This window comes from Shewanella sp. Isolate8 (genome assembly GCF_022398495.1).
Classification (GTDB): Bacteria; Pseudomonadota; Gammaproteobacteria; order Enterobacterales; family Shewanellaceae; genus Shewanella; species Shewanella aquimarina.
In genome coordinates this window covers 887,021-906,304 of record NZ_JAKEVI010000001.1, presented here as the reverse complement: position 1 = coordinate 906,304, position 19,284 = coordinate 887,021, and the positions used below count along the sequence as shown (strand labels likewise).

Annotated in this window: 11 protein-coding genes and 1 pseudogene; 2 read left to right on the top strand and 10 right to left on the bottom strand. The window is 54.3% G+C overall.

The genetic code is table 11. The features are described from left to right. Positions 1-5 precede the first annotated feature (5 nt). From cydB to purL, 3 genes are all read right to left on the bottom strand, one after another. Positions 6-1,145, bottom strand: a complete 1,140-nt coding sequence (gene cydB, locus L1D43_RS03900; RefSeq protein ID WP_011865105.1) for a cytochrome d ubiquinol oxidase subunit II — start codon at positions 1,143-1,145, stop codon at positions 6-8. A 15-nt stretch (positions 1,146-1,160) separates the two neighbouring features. Next, on the bottom strand, positions 1,161-2,717 hold the full coding sequence (locus L1D43_RS03895) for a cytochrome ubiquinol oxidase subunit I (RefSeq protein WP_220073471.1): 1,557 nt from the start codon (positions 2,715-2,717) through the stop codon (positions 1,161-1,163). A gap of 1,240 nt (positions 2,718-3,957) precedes the next feature. Next, positions 3,958-7,839 carry a phosphoribosylformylglycinamidine synthase gene (purL, locus tag L1D43_RS03890; RefSeq protein WP_239851036.1) on the bottom strand — a complete coding sequence of 1,294 codons (3,882 nt, stop codon included), beginning with the start codon at positions 7,837-7,839 and terminating at the stop codon, positions 3,958-3,960. 322 nt (positions 7,840-8,161) lie between these two features. Here purL and mltF point away from each other — a divergent pair. Continuing rightward, positions 8,162-9,592: pseudogene (mltF, locus tag L1D43_RS03885) on the top strand (membrane-bound lytic murein transglycosylase MltF); the annotation flags it as partial. Between the two features lie 221 nt (positions 9,593-9,813). Here mltF and tadA read toward each other — a convergent pair. From tadA to guaB, 3 genes are all read right to left on the bottom strand, one after another. After that, entirely contained in the window at positions 9,814-10,350 is a 537-nt protein-coding gene (gene tadA / locus L1D43_RS03880) for a tRNA adenosine(34) deaminase TadA (RefSeq protein WP_239850022.1), read from the bottom strand. 161 nt (positions 10,351-10,511) lie between these two features. Beyond that, positions 10,512-12,089 carry a glutamine-hydrolyzing GMP synthase gene (guaA, locus tag L1D43_RS03875; RefSeq protein WP_239850021.1) on the bottom strand — a complete coding sequence of 526 codons (1,578 nt, stop codon included), beginning with the start codon at positions 12,087-12,089 and terminating at the stop codon, positions 10,512-10,514. Positions 12,090-12,191: 102 nt separating this feature from the next. Further along, positions 12,192-13,658: an IMP dehydrogenase gene (guaB, locus tag L1D43_RS03870; RefSeq protein WP_239850020.1), complete on the bottom strand. Its 1,467-nt coding sequence runs from the start codon at positions 13,656-13,658 to the stop codon at positions 12,192-12,194. A gap of 119 nt (positions 13,659-13,777) precedes the next feature. Here guaB and xseA point away from each other — a divergent pair, with 119 nt between their 5' ends. After that, a complete protein-coding gene (gene xseA / locus L1D43_RS03865) occupies positions 13,778-15,106 on the top strand; it encodes an exodeoxyribonuclease VII large subunit (RefSeq protein ID WP_239850019.1) in 1,329 nt (442 codons plus the stop codon). A gap of 61 nt (positions 15,107-15,167) precedes the next feature. Here xseA and L1D43_RS03860 read toward each other — a convergent pair whose 3' ends face one another. The 4 genes from L1D43_RS03860 to L1D43_RS03845 form a co-directional block, all read right to left on the bottom strand. Next, on the bottom strand, positions 15,168-15,701 hold the full coding sequence (locus tag L1D43_RS03860) for a hypothetical protein (protein ID WP_239850018.1): 534 nt from the start codon (positions 15,699-15,701) through the stop codon (positions 15,168-15,170). A gap of 190 nt (positions 15,702-15,891) precedes the next feature. After that, positions 15,892-17,361: a ribosome biogenesis GTPase Der gene (gene der / locus L1D43_RS03855; protein ID WP_239850017.1), complete on the bottom strand. Its 1,470-nt coding sequence runs from the start codon at positions 17,359-17,361 to the stop codon at positions 15,892-15,894. 94 nt (positions 17,362-17,455) lie between these two features. Continuing rightward, complete coding sequence (gene bamB, locus L1D43_RS03850; RefSeq protein WP_239850016.1) at positions 17,456-18,643, bottom strand: outer membrane protein assembly factor BamB; 1,188 nt, start codon at positions 18,641-18,643, stop codon at positions 17,456-17,458. Positions 18,644-18,654: 11 nt separating this feature from the next. Beyond that, on the bottom strand, positions 18,655-19,278 hold the full coding sequence (locus tag L1D43_RS03845) for a tetratricopeptide repeat protein (RefSeq protein ID WP_220058667.1): 624 nt from the start codon (positions 19,276-19,278) through the stop codon (positions 18,655-18,657). Positions 19,279-19,284: the final 6 nt, after the last annotated feature.

The window sequence follows — 19,284 nt, the reverse complement described above, 5'->3', positions numbered from 1 at the left end:
TCCTGTTAGTAAAGTGACGTCTTGTTGTCTTCGATGTAGCTACGGCTCAAGCGACCAAACATCTTGAAGTAAGTCCAGATGGTGTAGCTTAGCACGATAGGCACGAAAATCGCCGCCGCCCAGGTCATTACCGTCAGTGTCATGTGACTCGCTGTGGCATCCCACATGGTCAGGCTCACGTTTGGCTCAAGTGATGATGGCATCACGAACGGGAACATGGCCGCGCCGCAAGTCAGAATCACCATAGCCACCGCCAGCGAGCTGAACAGGAAGGCGAAACCAGAGCGGTTGAAACGACTCGCCAGCAGCGCCAGTACAGGCATGGCAATCCCCAGAATTGGGAACAGCATGGTCACTGGGTACTTGTCGTAGTTGGCCAGCCAGGCCCCCGCCTCTACCGCAACCGTCTTAAGGGCTGGGTTAGATGCGCCGTGGGTGTCGATAGTCGAGGTCACTACATAACCGTCGATACCATTGGCCAGCCATACACCAGCCAGGGTGAAGAGCACTGCAACCAGGGCCGCAGCCACCTGGGTCGCCGTCGCCGCACGCACGCGCAGCTCGCCTTCTGTCTTCATCTGCAACCAAGAGGCGCCTTGCATGATGATCATCGACACGCTCACCAAACCGGCCAGCAGGCCAAACGGGTTCAGCAGACCGAACAGACCACCATGGTAGGTCGCACGCAGGTACTCGTCGAAGTTAAACGGCACGCCTTGCAGCAGGTTACCAAAGGCAACGCCTATGATGAGCGGCGGTACGAAGCCACCCACAAACAACGCCCAGTCCCAGGCCTTACGCCATCTTGGATCTTCGATTTTTGAGCGGTAATCGAAGCCCACTGGACGCAGGAACAGGGCAAACAGCACCAACATCATGGCCACATAGAAGCCAGAGAAGGAGACCGCGTACACCATAGGCCAGGCCGCAAACAGCGCGCCACCTGCGGTGATCAGCCACACCTGGTTACCGTCCCAGTGCGGGGCGATAGAGTTGATCATAATGCGGCGTTCGGTATCGTCCTTACCGATAATCGGTAGCAAGGCACCCACGCCCATGTCAAAACCGTCGGTGACGGCGAATCCGATGAACAGCACACCAATGAGCGCCCACCAGACAAATCTTAATATTTCATAATCAAACATAATCAGATCTCCGGTTTAAGCTTCTAGGTTTTCAAAGTGATAACGGCCCGTCTTGAGACTGCTAGGTCCCTTACGTGCAAACTTGATCATCAAGAACAGCTCAATCACCAGCAGGACTGTGTAGAAGAGCGTGATAGAGATGATACTGAACCAGAGATCCGCAGCCGTCAGGCTAGAGGCCGACATGAAGGTTGGCAGCACCTCGGAAATGGTCCAAGGCTGACGACCGTACTCGGCCACGAACCAACCACACTCGATGGCGATCCAAGGCAGTGGCAGGCTGTATAGCGCCGCCTTAAGTACCCAAGGCTTCTCTTCGATCTGATGACGTGTGCTCTGCCAGAAGGCTGCCGCAAACACGAACAGCATGATTACACCCAGGCCAACCATCACACGGAAGCTCCAGAACATAGGGGCAACCGATGGGATAGAGTCTTTAGCCGCGGCCTTGATCTGCTCTTCGGTGGCATCGACCACATTGTCTGTGTAACGCTTCAGCAGCAGGCCATAACCCAGGTCGACTTTGGCCTCTTCGAAGGCGGCACGCAGCTCAGGGGTTTCCTTGCCGGCGCGCAGCTCGGTCAACATGGCATAAGCCTTCATGCCGTTGCGAATACGCTCCTCGTGCTCGACGATAAGGTCGCGGATACCGGTAACCTCTTCATCGATAGAGCGGGTGGCGATGATACCCATGGCGTATGGGATCTTAATGGCGTAGTCGGTATGCATGGTCTCCTGATTCGGGAAACCCACAGCGGTAAAGGCCGCAGGTGCAGGTTCTGTGTGCCACTCCGCTTCGATAGCCGCCAGCTTAACGCGCTGGGCCTCACCCACCTTATAGCCTGACTCGTCACCCAGTACGATAACCGACAGGATAGACGCCATACCAAAGCTTGCCGCGATGGCAAATGAGCGACGGGCAAACGGCAGGTCACGCTTCTTTAGTATGTAGTATGAGCTAATCGCCAGAACAAACATGGCACCGGCCACATAACCAGACGCGACGGTATGAACAAACTTCACCTGGGCAACCGGGTTAAACAGCACCTCGGCGAAGCTGGTCATCTCCATACGCATGGTTTCGTAGTTGAACACGCTGCCCACAGGGTTTTGCATCCAGCCGTTGGCGACCAAGATCCACAGCGCCGACATGTTTGAACCCAGGGCCACCAACCAGGTGACCGCCAGGTGTTGACGCTTACTGAATCTGTCCCAACCGAAGAAGAACATACCGACCAGGGTCGATTCCAGGAAGAAGGCCATCAAGCCTTCGATAGCCAGCGGTGCACCGAAGATGTCACCCACATAGTGAGAATAGTATGACCAGTTGGTTCCGAACTGGAACTCCATCGCCAGACCTGTGGTAACGCCCAGGGCGAAGTTAATACCAAACAACTTACCCCAAAACTTGGTCATATCTTTATAGATCTGCTTATTGGTCATCACATAGAGTGATTCCATAATGGCCAGCAAGAACGCCAGCCCCAAGGTCAAAGGTACAAACAGGAAGTGATACATAGCTGTCAGCGCAAACTGTAAGCGCGAGAGCTCTACAACCTCTTCAACAATCATCAGTGACTCCTTAGGTGGTGCGATCATTCTTCAGGGTTAGATCCCCATCAACCCGGAAAAATGCCTAATTAGGAATTTTATTATTCAAGTAATTTGTCAGACCCGAGTCTCACAAACCGCCAAATTTTAACTTTTTGCCTCTCTCAAACGTCCTTGACGCCCAAAAAGGCCCTCTCGCCCCGGTTTTGAGAGGTGACTCACAAAACTGTTTAGTTTTTAAGCCCACATCTCATAAAACGGCAGGGAAAATCAATTTAAATTATTTTTTTCAAAAACTTATAACAAGGCATATCAAACGTACCCTAGCCATTTTATACCATTCAAAATTGATTCAAATCAATCAATCACGGCGCGGATAGTGGGTTTTGCGGACGGCGCCACACTTCACCCGACAACACGCTTGCCAAAACATTACATACATGATAGGGGCACCTTAATTTTTAATAAAAAGGCTATTTTTAGCATATTTCAGCTCACATTACTCAAAATGCAACATTTAACAAATTTTAACAAATCAAGGGTTAATATTAATAACCTAAAACCAATAAGCACAAAGCAAAAAAACTCCTTAAAAACAATGAATTACAAAAACAACACTTGCCAACCCCCATCAAATAAACCAACGCAACATTAAAAATACTAATGCGATATTGAAATTTTAATCGTTTGTCGTGGAGGCAGCATTTGCTTACTATATCCCTGTGTTAAGGAGACGGCTCAATCAACCCGGTGAAGTTGCCCGGCAAGCCACACTCCGCTCACATCATTAATCACTGTGTGGAGAATCCGTTATGAAAAACCTATTTGAACATCTAGTTAACAGCTACAAGCGCACTTTTGTTGAACTCTATACTGCAAGAGAGCTGTAAATAGCCCTTAACCCCATCATTACTTGAAGTTTTGCTAGCGCAAAACGGCCACCGTTTTCTTCTCGAAGGCGGTGGCTTTTTACTTTCTGACGACTCGATTTAGATGATTCCAGGCTAGTTTAGCAGATACTAATTAAACCAGTCCGCCTTTTAACCATTTTCAGGGCAGATCCTATTAAGCATTATTTGCGTGAATAAAGAGTGAAAACCGCCAGTATGGCTTCTTTATGCCTGTTTAGCAGTTCAGAATGTAATAAAGTAAGACTAAGTGCATGTATATATAGGATTTTAAGTTAACCCTTTATGGGTATAAAAAAAGAGCCTCGAAATTTCGAGGCCCTTTTTGCATCCGTCAAGCTGACAAGCTTAGGTTAACCTAATTTAGCTCTGACGTTTCTGAACATTCTCATCCATGGGCTGTCTTCACCCCACTCGTCAGGATGCCATGAGTTGGCAACGGTTCTAAATACGCGCTCAGGGTGCGGCATCATGATGGTGACGCGACCGTCTGTGCTACAGATACCGGTTAAGGCGTTTGGCGAACCGTTAGGGTTCTCTGGGTATTGCGTCGCTATCTGACCATGGCCATCAACGAAACGCAGCGCGATAGTACCAGACGCCTCTGCGGCGGCTAGCGCCTCAGGCGATGCGAACTCGGCGCGCCCCTCACCGTGAGACACGGCGATCGGCATACGAGAGCCTTCCATGCCTTCGAAGAAGAAGGATGGACTCTTCTGCACCTCTACCAGGCTGAAACGGGCCTCGAAACGCTCGGAGCGGTTACGCACGAAGTGTGGCCAATGCTCGGTACCCGGGATGATATCTTTCAGGTTAGAGAGCATCTGACAACCGTTACATACCCCGAGGGCGAAGCTGTCGTTACGCTCGAAGAAGCGGCTGAACTCTTCACGGGCACGGCCGTTGAACAGAATCGACTTGGCCCAACCTTCACCGGCGCCCAGTACGTCACCGTAGGAGAAGCCACCACAGGCCGCCAGGCCCTGGAACTCTTCGAGGCTGATACGGCCCGAGAGAATGTCAGACATGTGAACGTCGCGGCTCTCGAAGCCGGCGCGGTCGAAGGCGGCGGCCATCTCGAGGTGAGAGTTCACTCCCTGCTCACGCAGGATAGCCATCTTAGGCGCTGTGCCCTTGAGGATATAAGGCGCGGCGATATCTTCGCTCGGGTCGAATTTGAGATCCACGGTCAAGCCTGGGGCATCGGCCACCTGCTTGAGCTTGAACTCTTCCTCGGCACACTCAGGGTTGTCGCGCATCGCCTGCATGCGATAGGTGGTCTCGGCCCAGATGGTACGCAGCTCGGTGCGTGACTCGGCCAATACCTCAGTCGCTGCATCGCGGATGATGATGCTGTCGCCAGCCACTGGCTTAGCAACCACATGGCAAGTGACGCCGGCCGCCTGGTACTGCGCCTTGATAGCTTTACTATCGGCTGCGCGCACCTGGATCACGGCGCCCAGCTCTTCGTTGAACAGACGCTCTAAATGAGTGCCCGTCAGCACGCTGAGATCCACATCCAGACCTGTATTGCCGGCAAACGCCATCTCAACCAGCGTCGTGAACAGACCACCGTCGCTGCGGTCGTGATAGGCCAGCAGCGCCTTATCGGCCACCAACGCCTGAGTCACCTCGAAGAAGCCGCGCAGCAATACCGCATCGGCTAAATCTGGCGCCTTGTCGCCCAGCTGACCAAATACCTGCGCCAGACATGAGCCGCCTAGACGACGCTCGCCCTGGCTAAGGTCAACCAGCAGCAGCTCTGTGTCACCCTTGTCGCTTCTCAGCTCTGGGGTTACCGTCTTACGAATATCTTGCACCGCACCGAAGGCTGTGATCACCAGCGACATAGGCGAGGTAACCGTCTTATCTTCACCGCCATCCTGCCAAGCCGTCTTCATCGACATGGAATCTTTACCCACTGGGATAGTGAGATCCAGCTCAGGACACAGCTCTTCGCCCACGGCCTTAACCGCCTCGTACAGGCCTGCGTCTTCACCCGGGTGACCCGCGGCAGACATCCAGTTGGCCGACAGTTTGATACGCTTGAGTGAACCAATATCACTGCCGGCGATGTTCATAATAGATTCGGCTACCGCCATGCGCGCCGAGGCGCCAAAGTCCAGCAGTGCCAGCGGCGTGCGCTCGCCCATGGACATGGCTTCACCGCTGTAAGAATCAAAACTTGATGCGGTCACGGCGCAGTCGGCCACAGGCACCTGCCAAGGGCCGACCATCTGGTCACGATTCACCAGACCGGTAACCGTGCGGTCACCGATAGTGATCAGGAAGGTCTTCTCGGCAACGGTTGGCAGACGCAGTACGCGGCGCACCGCATCTTTCAGCTCGATGGTCTCTTGTGCCAGCGCAGGCGAGTCTGCCTTTTGCGACACCACGTCACGGCTCATCTTAGGCGCCTTGCCCAAAAGGACCTCTAGCGGCAGATCGATAGGCTTGTTGTCGAAGTGTTCATCCGACAGGGTCAGGTGACGCTCCTCGGTCGCCTCTCCCACCACGGCAAATGGCGCGCGCTCGCGCTCACAGATGGCGGTAAATAGCTCTAGGTTTTCCGGCGCCACAGAGAGAACATAACGCTCCTGCGACTCGTTACACCAGATCTCCAGCGGGCTCATGCCCGGCTCGTCCGATGGCACGTTGCGCAGCTCGAAACGACCGCCGCGTCCACCGTCGTCCACCAACTCAGGGAAGGCGTTCGACAGACCGCCCGCACCCACGTCGTGGATAAATTGAATCGGGTTGGCTTCGCCCATCTGCCAGCAGCGATCGATCACCTCCTGACAGCGACGCTCCATCTCTGGGTTGTCACGCTGTACGGAGGCGAAATCCAGGTCTTCGCTCGACTGGCCAGAGGCCATAGAAGATGCCGCGCCGCCGCCCAGGCCGATGTTCATCGCAGGGCCACCCAGAACGATTAGCTTGGCGCCGACGGTGATCTCACCCTTCTGCACGTGCTCTTCACGGATATTACCCAGACCACCGGCAAGCATGATTGGCTTGTGATAGCCACGTACCTCGACGCCGTTGTGGCTAGAGACTTCCTGCTCATAGGTACGGAAGTAGCCCAGCAGCGCCGGACGACCAAATTCGTTGTTAAAGGCCGCGCCGCCCAGTGGGCCTTCGGTCATGATATCTAGCGCGGTCACGATGCGATCTGGCTTACCATAATCGCCTTCCCATGGCTGTACGAAGCCTGGGATCTTAAGGTTTGATACGCTAAAGCCGGTGAGGCCCGCCTTTGGCTTAGAGCCGCGTCCGGTTGCGCCTTCGTCGCGGATTTCACCGCCAGAACCTGTGGCCGCACCTGGGTATGGGCTGATGGCCGTCGGGTGGTTGTGGGTCTCCACCTTCATCAGGATATGCATAGGCTCAGTATGATAGGCGTACACCCCGTTTGGCTCGGGGAAGAAGCGACCGGCGACAGAACCTTCCATCACGGCGGCGTTATCTTTGTAGGCAGATAACACGTGATCTGGGGTCTTCTCGAAGGTGTTCTTGATCATCTTGAACAGCGACTTTGGCTGTACCTCGCCGTCGATGGTCCAATCGGCGTTGAAGATCTTGTGACGGCAGTGCTCTGAGTTTGCCTGGGCAAACATCATCAGCTCGACATCATTTGGGTTACGATTCAGACGCTGGAAGTTCTCTACCAGGTAGTCGATCTCATCCGGCGCCAGCGCCAGACCCAGTTTAACGTTGGCCGCTTCCAGTGCCGCCTTGCCTTCACCCAGCACATCGACGCTGGTAAAGACCGCAGGTTCGGTGCGGGCAAACAGGCTGCTCGCCTGCTCGAAATCTGGCAGAACCACTTCGACCATGCGGTCGTGCAGCAGGCCAAGCAGCTGCTTCTGCTGGGCGTCATCCAGATTGTCGGCCTGAACATAGTAGGCGATACCGCGCTCTAGGCGCTTGACCTTGTTCAGACCACAGTTATGAGCGATGTCGGTCGCTTTAGACGACCATGGAGAGATGGTGCCCGGACGCGGCGTTACGAAGTACAAGTTGCCTTGGGGCGCATGTGCTTCAATCGCAGGTCCATAGGTTAACAGTTTGGCCAGCTGCTGGGTTTCGCCAGCGTCCAACGCTTCTGTTAAATCGGCTAAATGTATGAACTCAGCATAGATATCTTGTACTGGAAGCGCCGCACTCTGACAGGCCTCCATTAGCTTTTGGACTCTAAACGCTGATAATGCAGGGGCTCCGCGGATGATCTCCATCACGTCTTTTCACCTTATTATTTATAATTGCAGGGTCAGATCTGGCGCTATTATAGGGAAATGTGGGGCACAAATCATCCGTAGCATGGCTTCAAAAAGGCGTTTCCTTCGATTTATTATCACCATAGCGCGAAAACAGCTTTACGTTTTAAAGAAACTGGCGCGGCGCCAAATTCATGCCCCATACTTAAGTGGGCTAAACGCCAAAATCATCCATAGACCAACAAACAATTTCAGCCGAAATAATCGCCATTATTGCCTTTGACCAGCTTGTGATATAATCGTCGGCCGATTTTTATAAAATGGATTAAAAAATAGTAACTTAATGAGAACTCTCCTGCTGATTCTATACTGTGTATCGCTACTGACGGCTTGTCAGGGCGAGCGCGTGGAACCAGCAAAAGTGGTTGAGACCCAGCCCAAAACCCAGCTCAATGTCGGCACCCTCTACGGCGCCCAGATCTATGTGACCACAGGTCAGGGCCTCGCCGGCTTTGACTATGAGATGGCGGCGCGTTTTGCCGAGCATCAGGGTCTTGAGCTCAAGATGCAGCCCTACCCCACCATCAGCGATCTCTACCAGGCGATGCGAAATGGAGAGATCGATCTGATCGCCGCCGGACTCGCTGATACCCAGAGCCGCCGAGAACAATTCAGGCTTGGCCCGCCGCTCTACTATGTTAATCAAGTACTGGTCTACAAACAGGGGGCCAAATACCCGACAGACGTGAGTCAGCTGGACGATAACATCACCGTGGTTTCAGACTCCTCCTTTATTGAGACCCTGGCCGAGCTGCAAAAACTCTACCCCGAGCTGGTGTGGGATCAGCAAGGCGACAAGGACAGCGAAGAGCTGCTGGCAATGATCGCTCGCGACGAGATCAGCTACACCATCGCCGATTCGACCACCTTCGAGATCAACCGCCGCTACATGCCTGAGCTCAGGGCCGGCCCGGTTCTGCGAGAAGGCCAGGCCGTGGTCTGGCTGCTGCCCCCCAACGACAGCGATCAGCTGATGAGCGACTTGCTGAGCTTCTGGCACCAGGAGAAGCGGGCCGGTACCCTGGCCCATCTCAACGAGAAATATTTCGCCCATGTGAAGCGTTTCGACTATGTGGACACCCGCGCCTTCCTAAGAGCCATCGACAGCAGGCTGCCCAAGTATCGCGACAACTTTGTCGAATACGCAGGTGACCTCGACTGGCGTAAGCTGGCGGCCACCGCCTATCAGGAGTCCCATTGGAACCCCAACGCCCGCTCTCCCACCGGGGTGCGTGGCATGATGATGCTTACTCTGCCCACGGCCAAGCAGATGGGGATCGACAACCGTCTGGATCCAGAGCAGAGCATACGAGGCGGCGCCAAATACCTGAGTGACATTCTCAATCGCCTGCCGGAGTCGATTCCGGACAATCAACGCATGTGGTTTGCGCTGGCTTCCTACAACATAGGCTATGGCCATGTGGAAGATGCCCGCAAGCTGGCGCAGTCTATGGGACTAAACCCAAGTGCCTGGCGGGATTTGAAAAAAGTATTGCCCCTGCTGCAGAAGCGTAAATACTACAAGCAGACGCGCTATGGCTATGCCCGCGGCGGCGAAGCGGTCCACTATGTGGATAACATCAGACGCTACTACGACACCCTGGTTTGGATTGACAATCAGAATCAAGAGTTACAAGATGAAATGGTGGAAACGCAACAAACGGCCGAAAAACAATCACAAAGCAAGGTTTCAGCGAGTCAGCCCGATTAATGAGCTAAAGCTTGTGATATAGATAGCGCAGCGGCCCAATGGAGGTTCATTATGAGAAAAAAAGCCTTAAATAATCTGTCTTCACGTAGAAGAACCCTGCTTAAAATACGCCACCAGCATACGATTAACAGGCAGAAACAGTACTTCACTTTTATTAAGCATCCCGATAACGACAATCCACCGGGCTAAAAAATTGAGTGACCGACAAATAAAAACAAGGGCTATTGCCCTTGTTTTTTTTCTGCCATCTTCAACGCCTTCTTCTCCTGACGCCGCCGACGAAAGAAGGCGCTGAGCTGCTGGCCGCACTCCTCGGCCAGCACGCCTGAGGTCACGGTTAACTGATGATTGAAGGCGCTGCTACGCACCAGATCCACCACGCTCCCCGCCGCACCCGTCTTAAGATCGGCTGCGCCATACACCAAACGCGCGATCCTGGCATGCACCATGGCACCGGCGCACATGGCGCAGGGCTCTAAGGTCACATAGAGGGTGGTATCGAGCAGACGATAGTTCTCCACCACCTGACCCGCGGCGCGAATGCACTCCATCTCGGCGTGGGCACTGGCATCATGACGACAGATGCTAAGGTTAAAGCCTGTGGCAATCACTTTATCGTCTTTCACCAATAGCGCGCCTACGGGAACCTCCCCCCGCGACTCGGCCTCGGCGGCCAGTGCCATCGCTTGGCGCATATAGGCTTCATCTTTTACCGCCTGCTGCTCCAGGCTGGCTTGCTCTTCAACTGCCTTACTCATCTGCTCTCTATTACTTAGGTTCACTCGGCCATTTTTCAAAGGCAATGTTTTTAAGGGTAATGTTTATGCCTGGCTCTATCGGCCAGGTGAATTATGTCACTCAAATAAAAAAGGGCATATCGCTATGCCCCTTTCATCAATCATCTCAACCTATCGCGGAGTTATTCCCACTCGATGGTTGCAGGTGGCTTACCTGAGATATCGTAAACCACACGAGAGATGCCGTCGATCTCATTGATGATACGGTTTGAGACTCTGCCGAGGAAATCGTATGGCAGATGTGCCCAGTGCGCCGTCATGAAGTCTATGGTTTCTACCGCACGCAGCGATACTACCCAGTCATACTTACGACCATCACCCATCACGCCTACACTGCGAACCGGCAGGAAGACGGTAAAGGCCTGGCTCACCTTGTTGTACAGGTCGGCCTTGTGCAGCTCTTCGATGAAGATAGCATCGGCGCGGCGTAGCAGGTCACAGTACTCTTTCTTCACTTCGCCCAGTACACGTACTCCTAGGCCTGGGCCAGGGAATGGGTGACGGTAGAGCATGTTGTAAGGCAGGCCCAGCTCTAAACCAATCTTACGCACCTCATCCTTAAACAGCTCACGCAGCGGCTCGACCAGACCCAGCTCCATATCATCCGGCAGACCGCCGACGTTATGGTGTGACTTGATCACGTGCGCCTTACCGGTAGCACTGCCTGCAGACTCGATAACGTCAGGATAGATGGTACCCTGCGCCAGCCACTTGGCGTTAACGCACTTGCGTGACTCTTCGTCGAAGATATCGACAAACACCTTACCGATGATCTTACGCTTGGCTTCTGGCTCGGCTTCACCGGCCAGGGCGTCGAGGAAGCGTGATTCGGCGTCGACGTGAACGATATTCAGGCCGAAATGGTCACCAAACATCTCGAGGACCTGGTCGGCCTCATTCAGACGCAGTAGACCGTTGTCGACAAACACACAGGTCAGCTTGCTGCCGATGGCGCGGTGCAGCAACATGGCCACAACAGAGGAGTCAACACCACCTGACAGACCCAAGATAACCTCGTCATCACCCACCTGCTCCTTGATGCGAGCGACAGCGTCTTCGATGATAGAAGCCGGCTTCCAGTTGGCCTCACACTGACAGATATCCAGGGCGAAATGCTCCAGCATACGCTTGCCCTGACGGGTGTGGGTCACTTCTGGGTGGAACTGAACGCCGTAGAAACGCTTCTCTTCGTTAGCCATGGCCGCATAAGGACAGGTATCTGTCTTGGCGACTGTCACGAAACCTTCAGGGATCTCAGAGACCTTGTCACCATGGCTCATCCATACGTCCAGCAACGCCTTACCGCTGTCGCTGACCGCATCTTCGATGCTCTTGAACAGCTCTGAAGCCGCCTGAACTTCAACCTGGGCATAGCCGAACTCACCTTCGCCAATGCCTTGAATTACCTTGCCGCCCAGCTGCTCTGACATGGTCTGCATGCCATAGCAGATGCCGAGTACTGGCACGCCGGCGTTAAACACATATTCAGGGGCACGAGGCGAGTTGTCGGCGGTGACGCTCTCTGGGCCACCGGCCAAGATGATACCGTTAGGCGCAAAGGCTTTGATCTGCTCTTCAGACACATCCCAGGCCCAAAGCTCACAGTAAACACCGATCTCACGGATACGGCGGGCAATTAATTGCGTGTACTGAGATCCAAAATCGAGGATAAGGATCTTATGATCATGAATGTTGCTCATGCTTTACCTTTTATCTTTCAGATTTTTCGCCAATGTCATTTAGTAAGACCTGGCTTAAGAAAAGGCAGTGTATTTTTCAATGACACTGCCTGATTTCAATAATTAAGAACCGCTGCGATAGTTAGGGGCTTCTTTGCTGATGGTCACGTCGTGAACGTGGGACTCACCCATACCCGCCGAGGTTACCTTCACAAATTCCGCCTTCTCATTAAGATCTTTAATGGTAGGACAACCTGTGAGGCCCATGCATGAACGTAGGCCGCCCATGTACTGGTGGATGATCTCCTTCAGCTTACCCTTGTAAGGTACGCGACCTTCGATACCCTCGGGTACCAGCTTGTCGGCAGCGTTATCGCTTTGGAAGTAACGGTCAGAAGAACCTTGTGTCATGGCGCCCAATGAGCCCATGCCGCGGTATGACTTGTAGGCACGGCCGTTGTATAGCTCTGTCTCACCTGGCGCCTCGTCGGTACCGGCAAACATAGAGCCCGCCATGATGCATGATGCACCGGCTGCCAGCGCCTTAGCCAGGTCACCAGAGAAGCGGATGCCACCATCGGCGATAACAGGGATATCTAAGTGCTTAACCGCAGCGGCCGCGTCAGAAACGGCGGTGATCTGCGGTACGCCCACACCGGTAACGATACGAGTTGTGCAGATAGAGCCAGGACCGATACCCACCTTAACCGCGTTCACACCCGCCTCGACCAGTGCCAGGGCACCTTCGGCCGTGGCCACGTTACCGCCCACGATCTGAAGATCTGGGTACTTGGCGCGGGTGTCACGAATACGTTGCAATACGCCTTCAGAGTGACCGTGAGATGAATCGATAAGCAGCACGTCGATACCGGCTTTTACCAGCGCATCGACACGCTCTTCGTTACCGGCACCGGCACCTACAGCCGCGCCCACACGTAGGCGACCTAACTCATCCTTACAGGCGTTAGGCTTACGCTCGGCTTTTTGGAAATCTTTAACTGTGATAAGGCCCTTGAGACGGAAGTCACCATCGACAACCAGGACTTTCTCGACGCGGTGAGCGTGCATCAACTTCTGCACTTCATCCAGCGGCGTACCTTCAGGCACTGTCACCAGACGCTCTTTAGGTGTCATCACCTTGTCGACGGTACGAGACCAGTCGGTGATGAAACGTACGTCACGACCCGTGATGATACCCACCAACTCATTGGCTTCGTCAATCACTGGGTAACCGGCAAAGCCGTTCTTCTCCGTAAGCGCTTTAAGCTGCTCAAGTGTCGTATTAGGCGTGACCGTTACAGGTTGCTGAACGATACCCGCTTCATAGATCTTTACCTGGCGAACTTGCTCGGCCTGCTGCTCTATGCTCATATTTTTATGGATGAAACCAATACCACCTTCCTGTGCCATGGCGATGGCAAGGCGCGCTTCAGTCACGGTATCCATGGCTGCAGACACGATAGGCATGTTGAGTTCGATCTTTTGGGTTAAACGAGTCTTAAGAACGGCAGTGTTAGGGAGTACGGTCGAGTGTGCAGGAACAAGCAACACATCATCAAAGGTTAGTGCTTCTTTTTTTAAACGTAGCATGGCAACATCTCCCCATGTAGGTGATATAAGAGGTAAAATATTGCGGCGGGATTATACCTTGCATATTGGGTGTGGTAAATGGAAAATAGTAAAAAAGTCGCTTTAGTAGCAAAATATCTATGAAAATGCCGAAAAATAATGTTTACACCGTATCGCGCCTCAATGGAGAAGTGCGGCAATTACTCGAAGGTGAACTGGGTAAAGTCTGGCTCGAAGCAGAAATATCCAATTTTTCGGCCCCCAGCTCAGGCCACTGGTATCTCACCCTAAAGGACAATTACGCCCAGATCCGCGCCGCCATGTTTAAGGGGCGCAATCGTGCGGTCACCTTCCGCCCGGCCAATGGCCAGCAGGTATTGGTCAAGGGCGCCATCAGCGTCTACGAGCCCAGGGGCGACTATCAGCTGATCATAGAATCCATGCTCCCCGCCGGTGATGGTTTACTGGCGCAGCAGTATGAAGCCCTCAAGATGAAGCTGGCCGCCGAGGGCCTGTTTGCCGCCGACACCAAGCGCCCGCTACCAGAAAACATTCAACGCATAGGGGTGATCACCTCTGCCACCGGCGCCGCCATCAGAGACGTGCTCCATGTCTTACAAAGACGCGATCCTTCTATCGAGGTGATCATCTACCCCAGCCAGGTGCAGGGCGAACACGCCGATAAGTCGCTAATCCATGCCATCATGCAGGCCAACGACCGGATGGAGGTGGATGTGCTGCTGCTCACTCGTGGCGGCGGTTCCCTAGAAGATCTCTGGTGTTTCAACAGCGAGGCCCTGGCCCACACCATCTATAACAGCGCCCTGCCCGTGGTCTCGGCGGTGGGCCATGAGGTGGACACCACCATCAGCGACTATGTCGCCGATCTACGTGCCCCTACCCCTTCTGCCGCGGCTGAGCTACTGTCTCAGGATGCGCTCAGCAAGGCCGATAAACTCAAGATGGCCATGACACGCCTCAAGCAGGGTTGGCAGCACTATGGGCTAAAACAGGCCCAGAGCTTCAGCCTACTGCACCATAGACTAGAGCGACAAGACCCCAAGCGCCGCCTAGAGCAGTATGAGCAGAGATTCGACGAGCTGCAGCTCAGGCTCAACGCCGCATTAACCGCCAAGCTGCACAAGTTAGAGCGTCGCCAACAATCCCTGCACGCCAGATTAAATCAGGTTTCCCCCAGTCATCAGCTCGCCCTCGCATCGAGCCGCCTGAGCCACCAGAGTCAAAGGCTGCACGGCGCCATGCAGGCCAAGCTCAAGACGGCGGAAAAGTCGCTGCAATATGCCGCCCACCAGCTGGAAACCGTCAGCCCATTGGCGACCCTGAGCCGCGGCTATAGCATCACCCTAGACGCACAGGGCAAGGTGCTGCACAGCGCGCAAGATGTCTGCACGGGCGATCGCCTCACCACTAAGCTGGTCGATGGCGAGGTGCAATCGACGGTAGTTTAACCCTCACATAAAAAACGCCCTTACGGGCGTTAAAATGAGTATTTAGCAAAAAATCCAAGGCCTATTTTCTTGGCCCCACAGGCACCATGATGTGCGCGTAGGGAGTGCCCTTCCACATCACATAGGGACCACCGGCATAAGGGTCGGTTGGCAGACTGTCGAGCAAGGCGGGATCCGGCATAAGAATCATCAGGTGCGGCCCCTCGACAATCCACTGATTATCGGCGGTTTCGCCCTCGGCGTAGGGATCGGTATTGCTCGCGCCACCATCACCGGCCAGCATATAGGAGATGCCCACAGCCTTAGCCTGAAACGGCTTCTTATTCATCCAGGCATCGGCCCACTCCATCCAAGGCCCATCCATACACATAGGCGCCGTGCCTTGCAGACTAGGCGGGGTCGGGAAACAGGTATAGTCGACACTACCCTTTTGCAGGACATTATTGTCCCAGTCCATCACTGTGACCTTATCCCTCAGGGTCGGCGGCGCGGCATTGAGTGCGTCTTCGAGTAAGGCCTGTTTATCTGCAGCCTGGGCGGCACCAGCCAAGAGAGCCAGCGTGGCGGCAAGCAGCAGGGGTTGTTGGTGGTTCATAACACTATCCTCAGGTGAGTTAAACTACCTTAATTACTGCACTCTTGAGTATAGTCGGCATCCCTATAAAGGCTCGATTTGCTTGCAATAAGCAGTTTATAAAGCCAAAAGAAAGACAATAAGCAGAATTAAACACCGAGATAACAAAAAGGCCAGCACTAGGCTGACCTTTTTAGTAAGATTGAGAAAGTTACTTCTTCTTGTCCTTGATATGGCTCATCATGCGCTTACGACGGCGCTCCTGGCTCACGGTGAGCTTCTTGGTGTTGAGCCCTTCGAACGGGTTGCCCCCTTCCTGGAAGCGTACCTGAATCGGCGTACCCATCACCTTGAGAGAGCGACGGTAGTAGTTCATCATGAAGCGCTTATAGGAATCGGGCAGCTTCTTCACCTGGTTACCATGGATCACCACGATTGGCGGATTGTAACCACCGGCGTGGGCGTATTTCAGCTTAACGCGGCGACCGTTCACCAGAGGCGGCTGGTGATCGTCCTGAGCCATCTGCATGATGCGGGTCAGCATAGAGGTGCTCACGCGGCGCGTGGCGCTCTCGTAGGCTTCCTCTACCGACTCGAACAGGTGACCCACACCCGTTCCGTGTAGCGCCGAGATGAAGTGAATACGGGCAAAATCGATAAAGCCCAGACGACGGTCGAGCTCGCTCTTCACGCGCTCTTTCACGTCCTGATCGATACCGTCCCACTTGTTGACCGCGATCACTAGGGCGCGACCTGCGTTCAGGGCGAAGCCCAGCAGACCTAAGTCTTGCTCGGCGATCCCCTCGCGGGCATCGACCACCAAGAGCACCACGTTGGCGTCTTCTACCGCCTTGAGGGTCTTAATCACAGAAAACTTCTCAACCGTCTCGTGCACCTTACTGCGACGACGCACACCCGCGGTGTCGATGATCACATATTCCTGACCGTCGCGCTCCAGCGGGATATAGATGCTGTCTCGGGTCGTGCCCGGCTCGTCATAGACCACGACGCGCTCTTCACCCAGGATACGGTTAGTCAGGGTCGACTTACCCACGTTAGGCTTACCGATAATTGCCAGCTTGATCGGCAGATCCTGCAGACGCTGCTGCTCGGCCTCGGCCTCTTCCTCTGTGTACTGACGCTCGTCGGCTTCCTCTTCGCCTTCACCTTCACGGTTCAGCCCCATGGCCTCGGCGTAGGGGGTCAGCGCGTATTCGATCATATTGGTCACACCGCGCCCCTGGGCGGCGGCCATCTGGTATACCTCACCCAGGCCCAGGGCCCAGAACTCGCCACAGGCGGAGTCGGCGTCGATACCATCAACCTTGTTGGCCACCACGAAGGTGGTCTTCTCGCGGCGACGCAGATGCTCGGCAATCGCCTCGTCGGCGGCCGTCAGGCCCGCGCGGGCGTCGGTGAGAAACAGCACCACATCGGCTTCTTCGATCGCCGCCAGCGACTGCTCGGCCATGCGGGTCTCGATCCCCTCTTCGGTACCGTCGATACCGCCGGTATCCACCACGATAAATTCGTAACCAGACAGATGTGCACGACCATACTTACGATCCCGAGTCAGACCTGGGTAGTCAGCTACCAAGGCGTCTCTGGTGCGCGTAAGACGATTGAACAGGGTCGACTTACCTACGTTTGGTCGGCCTACCAGGGCCACAACTGGAATCATTTTTTTGCCTCTAATCTACAAATCTATCTGAATATCTTAAATAAAAAGCCCCCAGCACAAGGTCCAGGGGCTTTAAAAACTGTTAAAGCTCGCCTTAGGGAAGCGTAATTCTTGCTACCTTGCCGCCACGACTCTGGACGTAGATCTTATCATCTATTACCAGTGGCTGGCTAAATAAACCTGAACTATCCACGTCGACGCGGCCAACAAGCTTGCCAGAGGTGCGATCGATGAAATGCAGATAGCCTTCGAAATCGCCCACCACCAAGTAGTCTTTGAAGACGACAGGTGAGGTCAACTCGCGGTTGGTCAGCTCGCTGTTGCTCCAGCTTTCCAGGCCGTTGCGCTTATCGACCGCATAGATACGACCATGGTCATCCACCAGATAGAGATTCAGACCGGCAGAAGCCAACTCGTTGAAGCTAGAATATTTACGGCTCCAGACGACACGTCCGCTACGCAGCTCCATCGACACCAGGTTACCGTTATAGCTCACCGCATAGATGTTCTCGCCCACGATAAGCGGCTTCATATCCACGTCGGCCATACGGGTAAACTCGTTGCCGCCCTTAGGTGTATAGATAGGCTGCTCCCAGGCGGCCTGACCATTGCTTTTCACCACGACCGCAACCTTGCCATCGGCTGTGCCGACGAAGAAGCCACCGGCCTCATAGGCAGCCGAACCTGTACCCCTCAGGGTCAGGGTAGGCAGCTTGCTCTCGTAAACCCAGAGCTTCTCGCCATCATCGACGTTATAGGCTTCTAGGCCACCGGTACTTGTGTGAACCACCACCACATCTTCGCCTACGGTAGGCGCCGACAGCAGCTCACCGCCCGCAGTCACATGCCAGACCATCTCCCCGGTTTCGGCATCGACGGCGCCCAGCAGGCCACTCTCACCACCGAAGAACACCTTGTTACGGGCGGCGGTAATGCCTGAAGAGAGGCGTGCACCCTTGTTCTTAGACAAGGCGCCTTCCTTAAACCAGGAGCTGATATCCAATGACCAGACCTGCTCACCTGTGGCTTCGTCGTAGGCGGTTACTTCGCCGTAACGATCCATGACGAACAACTTGCCGTAACGCACGGCCGGACGGATCTTAGAGTAATAATCACCGACACCACTGCCGACGGAAGCACTCCAGCTCACCTCGGGGAAGACGCTCGCCTCGATCTGCGGCAGCGGACTTATCGGCTCTTCCTCAACATCGTTAGAAGAACAGGCCGACAGCAACCCCAGGCTCAAGCTGCAAGCCAGTAATGTTTTGCACCAAGACTTCATGGGCAGCTTCCTTATGCCTTGTTCAGGTTATCTAGCTTCATCTGTAAGGCTGGGCTTGAAGTCGCTCCGCCATTGTCCAGTGCTGACTGATAGGCGCTCTTTGCCTTGTCGGCCTCGCCTTGACGTACCAGGAAATCACCTTTTAACTCATCTCGCTGTACGGCAAACGAAGGCGTGTTTAGCTGCTCCAGAGTTGCCAGTGCCGTTGCCAGCTGACCTTGCTCTGCCTGTACGCGGGCAAGACGCAATGTCGCAATCGCAACCAGACCTTCTTCAGGCTTGCTGACCAGAATCTGCTTAAGGGCCTGCTCGGCCTTGTCCAGCTCACCGGCTTCTACCGCGGCCTTAGCCACGATAAGTTGCAGCAGCGCCTGATAGCCCTGCTGACCGTCATGGTCTTTCGCAAAGCTCTCGGCGGCCGCCAGCATGCTAGAATCGGCTTTGACCGAGTTGCTGATGGTTTGGAAGGCTTCAGAGGCTTCTTCTGCCTGAGCCACCTTGTAATCTGAATAGTAGTTCCAGCTGTATAGACCACCCAGGCCTACCACGGCACCGATGACAATCGAGTTGCCATAGTCTTTCCAGAACTGTTTGATAGCATCGACTTGTTGTTCTTCTGTGCTATAAATTTCCACGTTTCT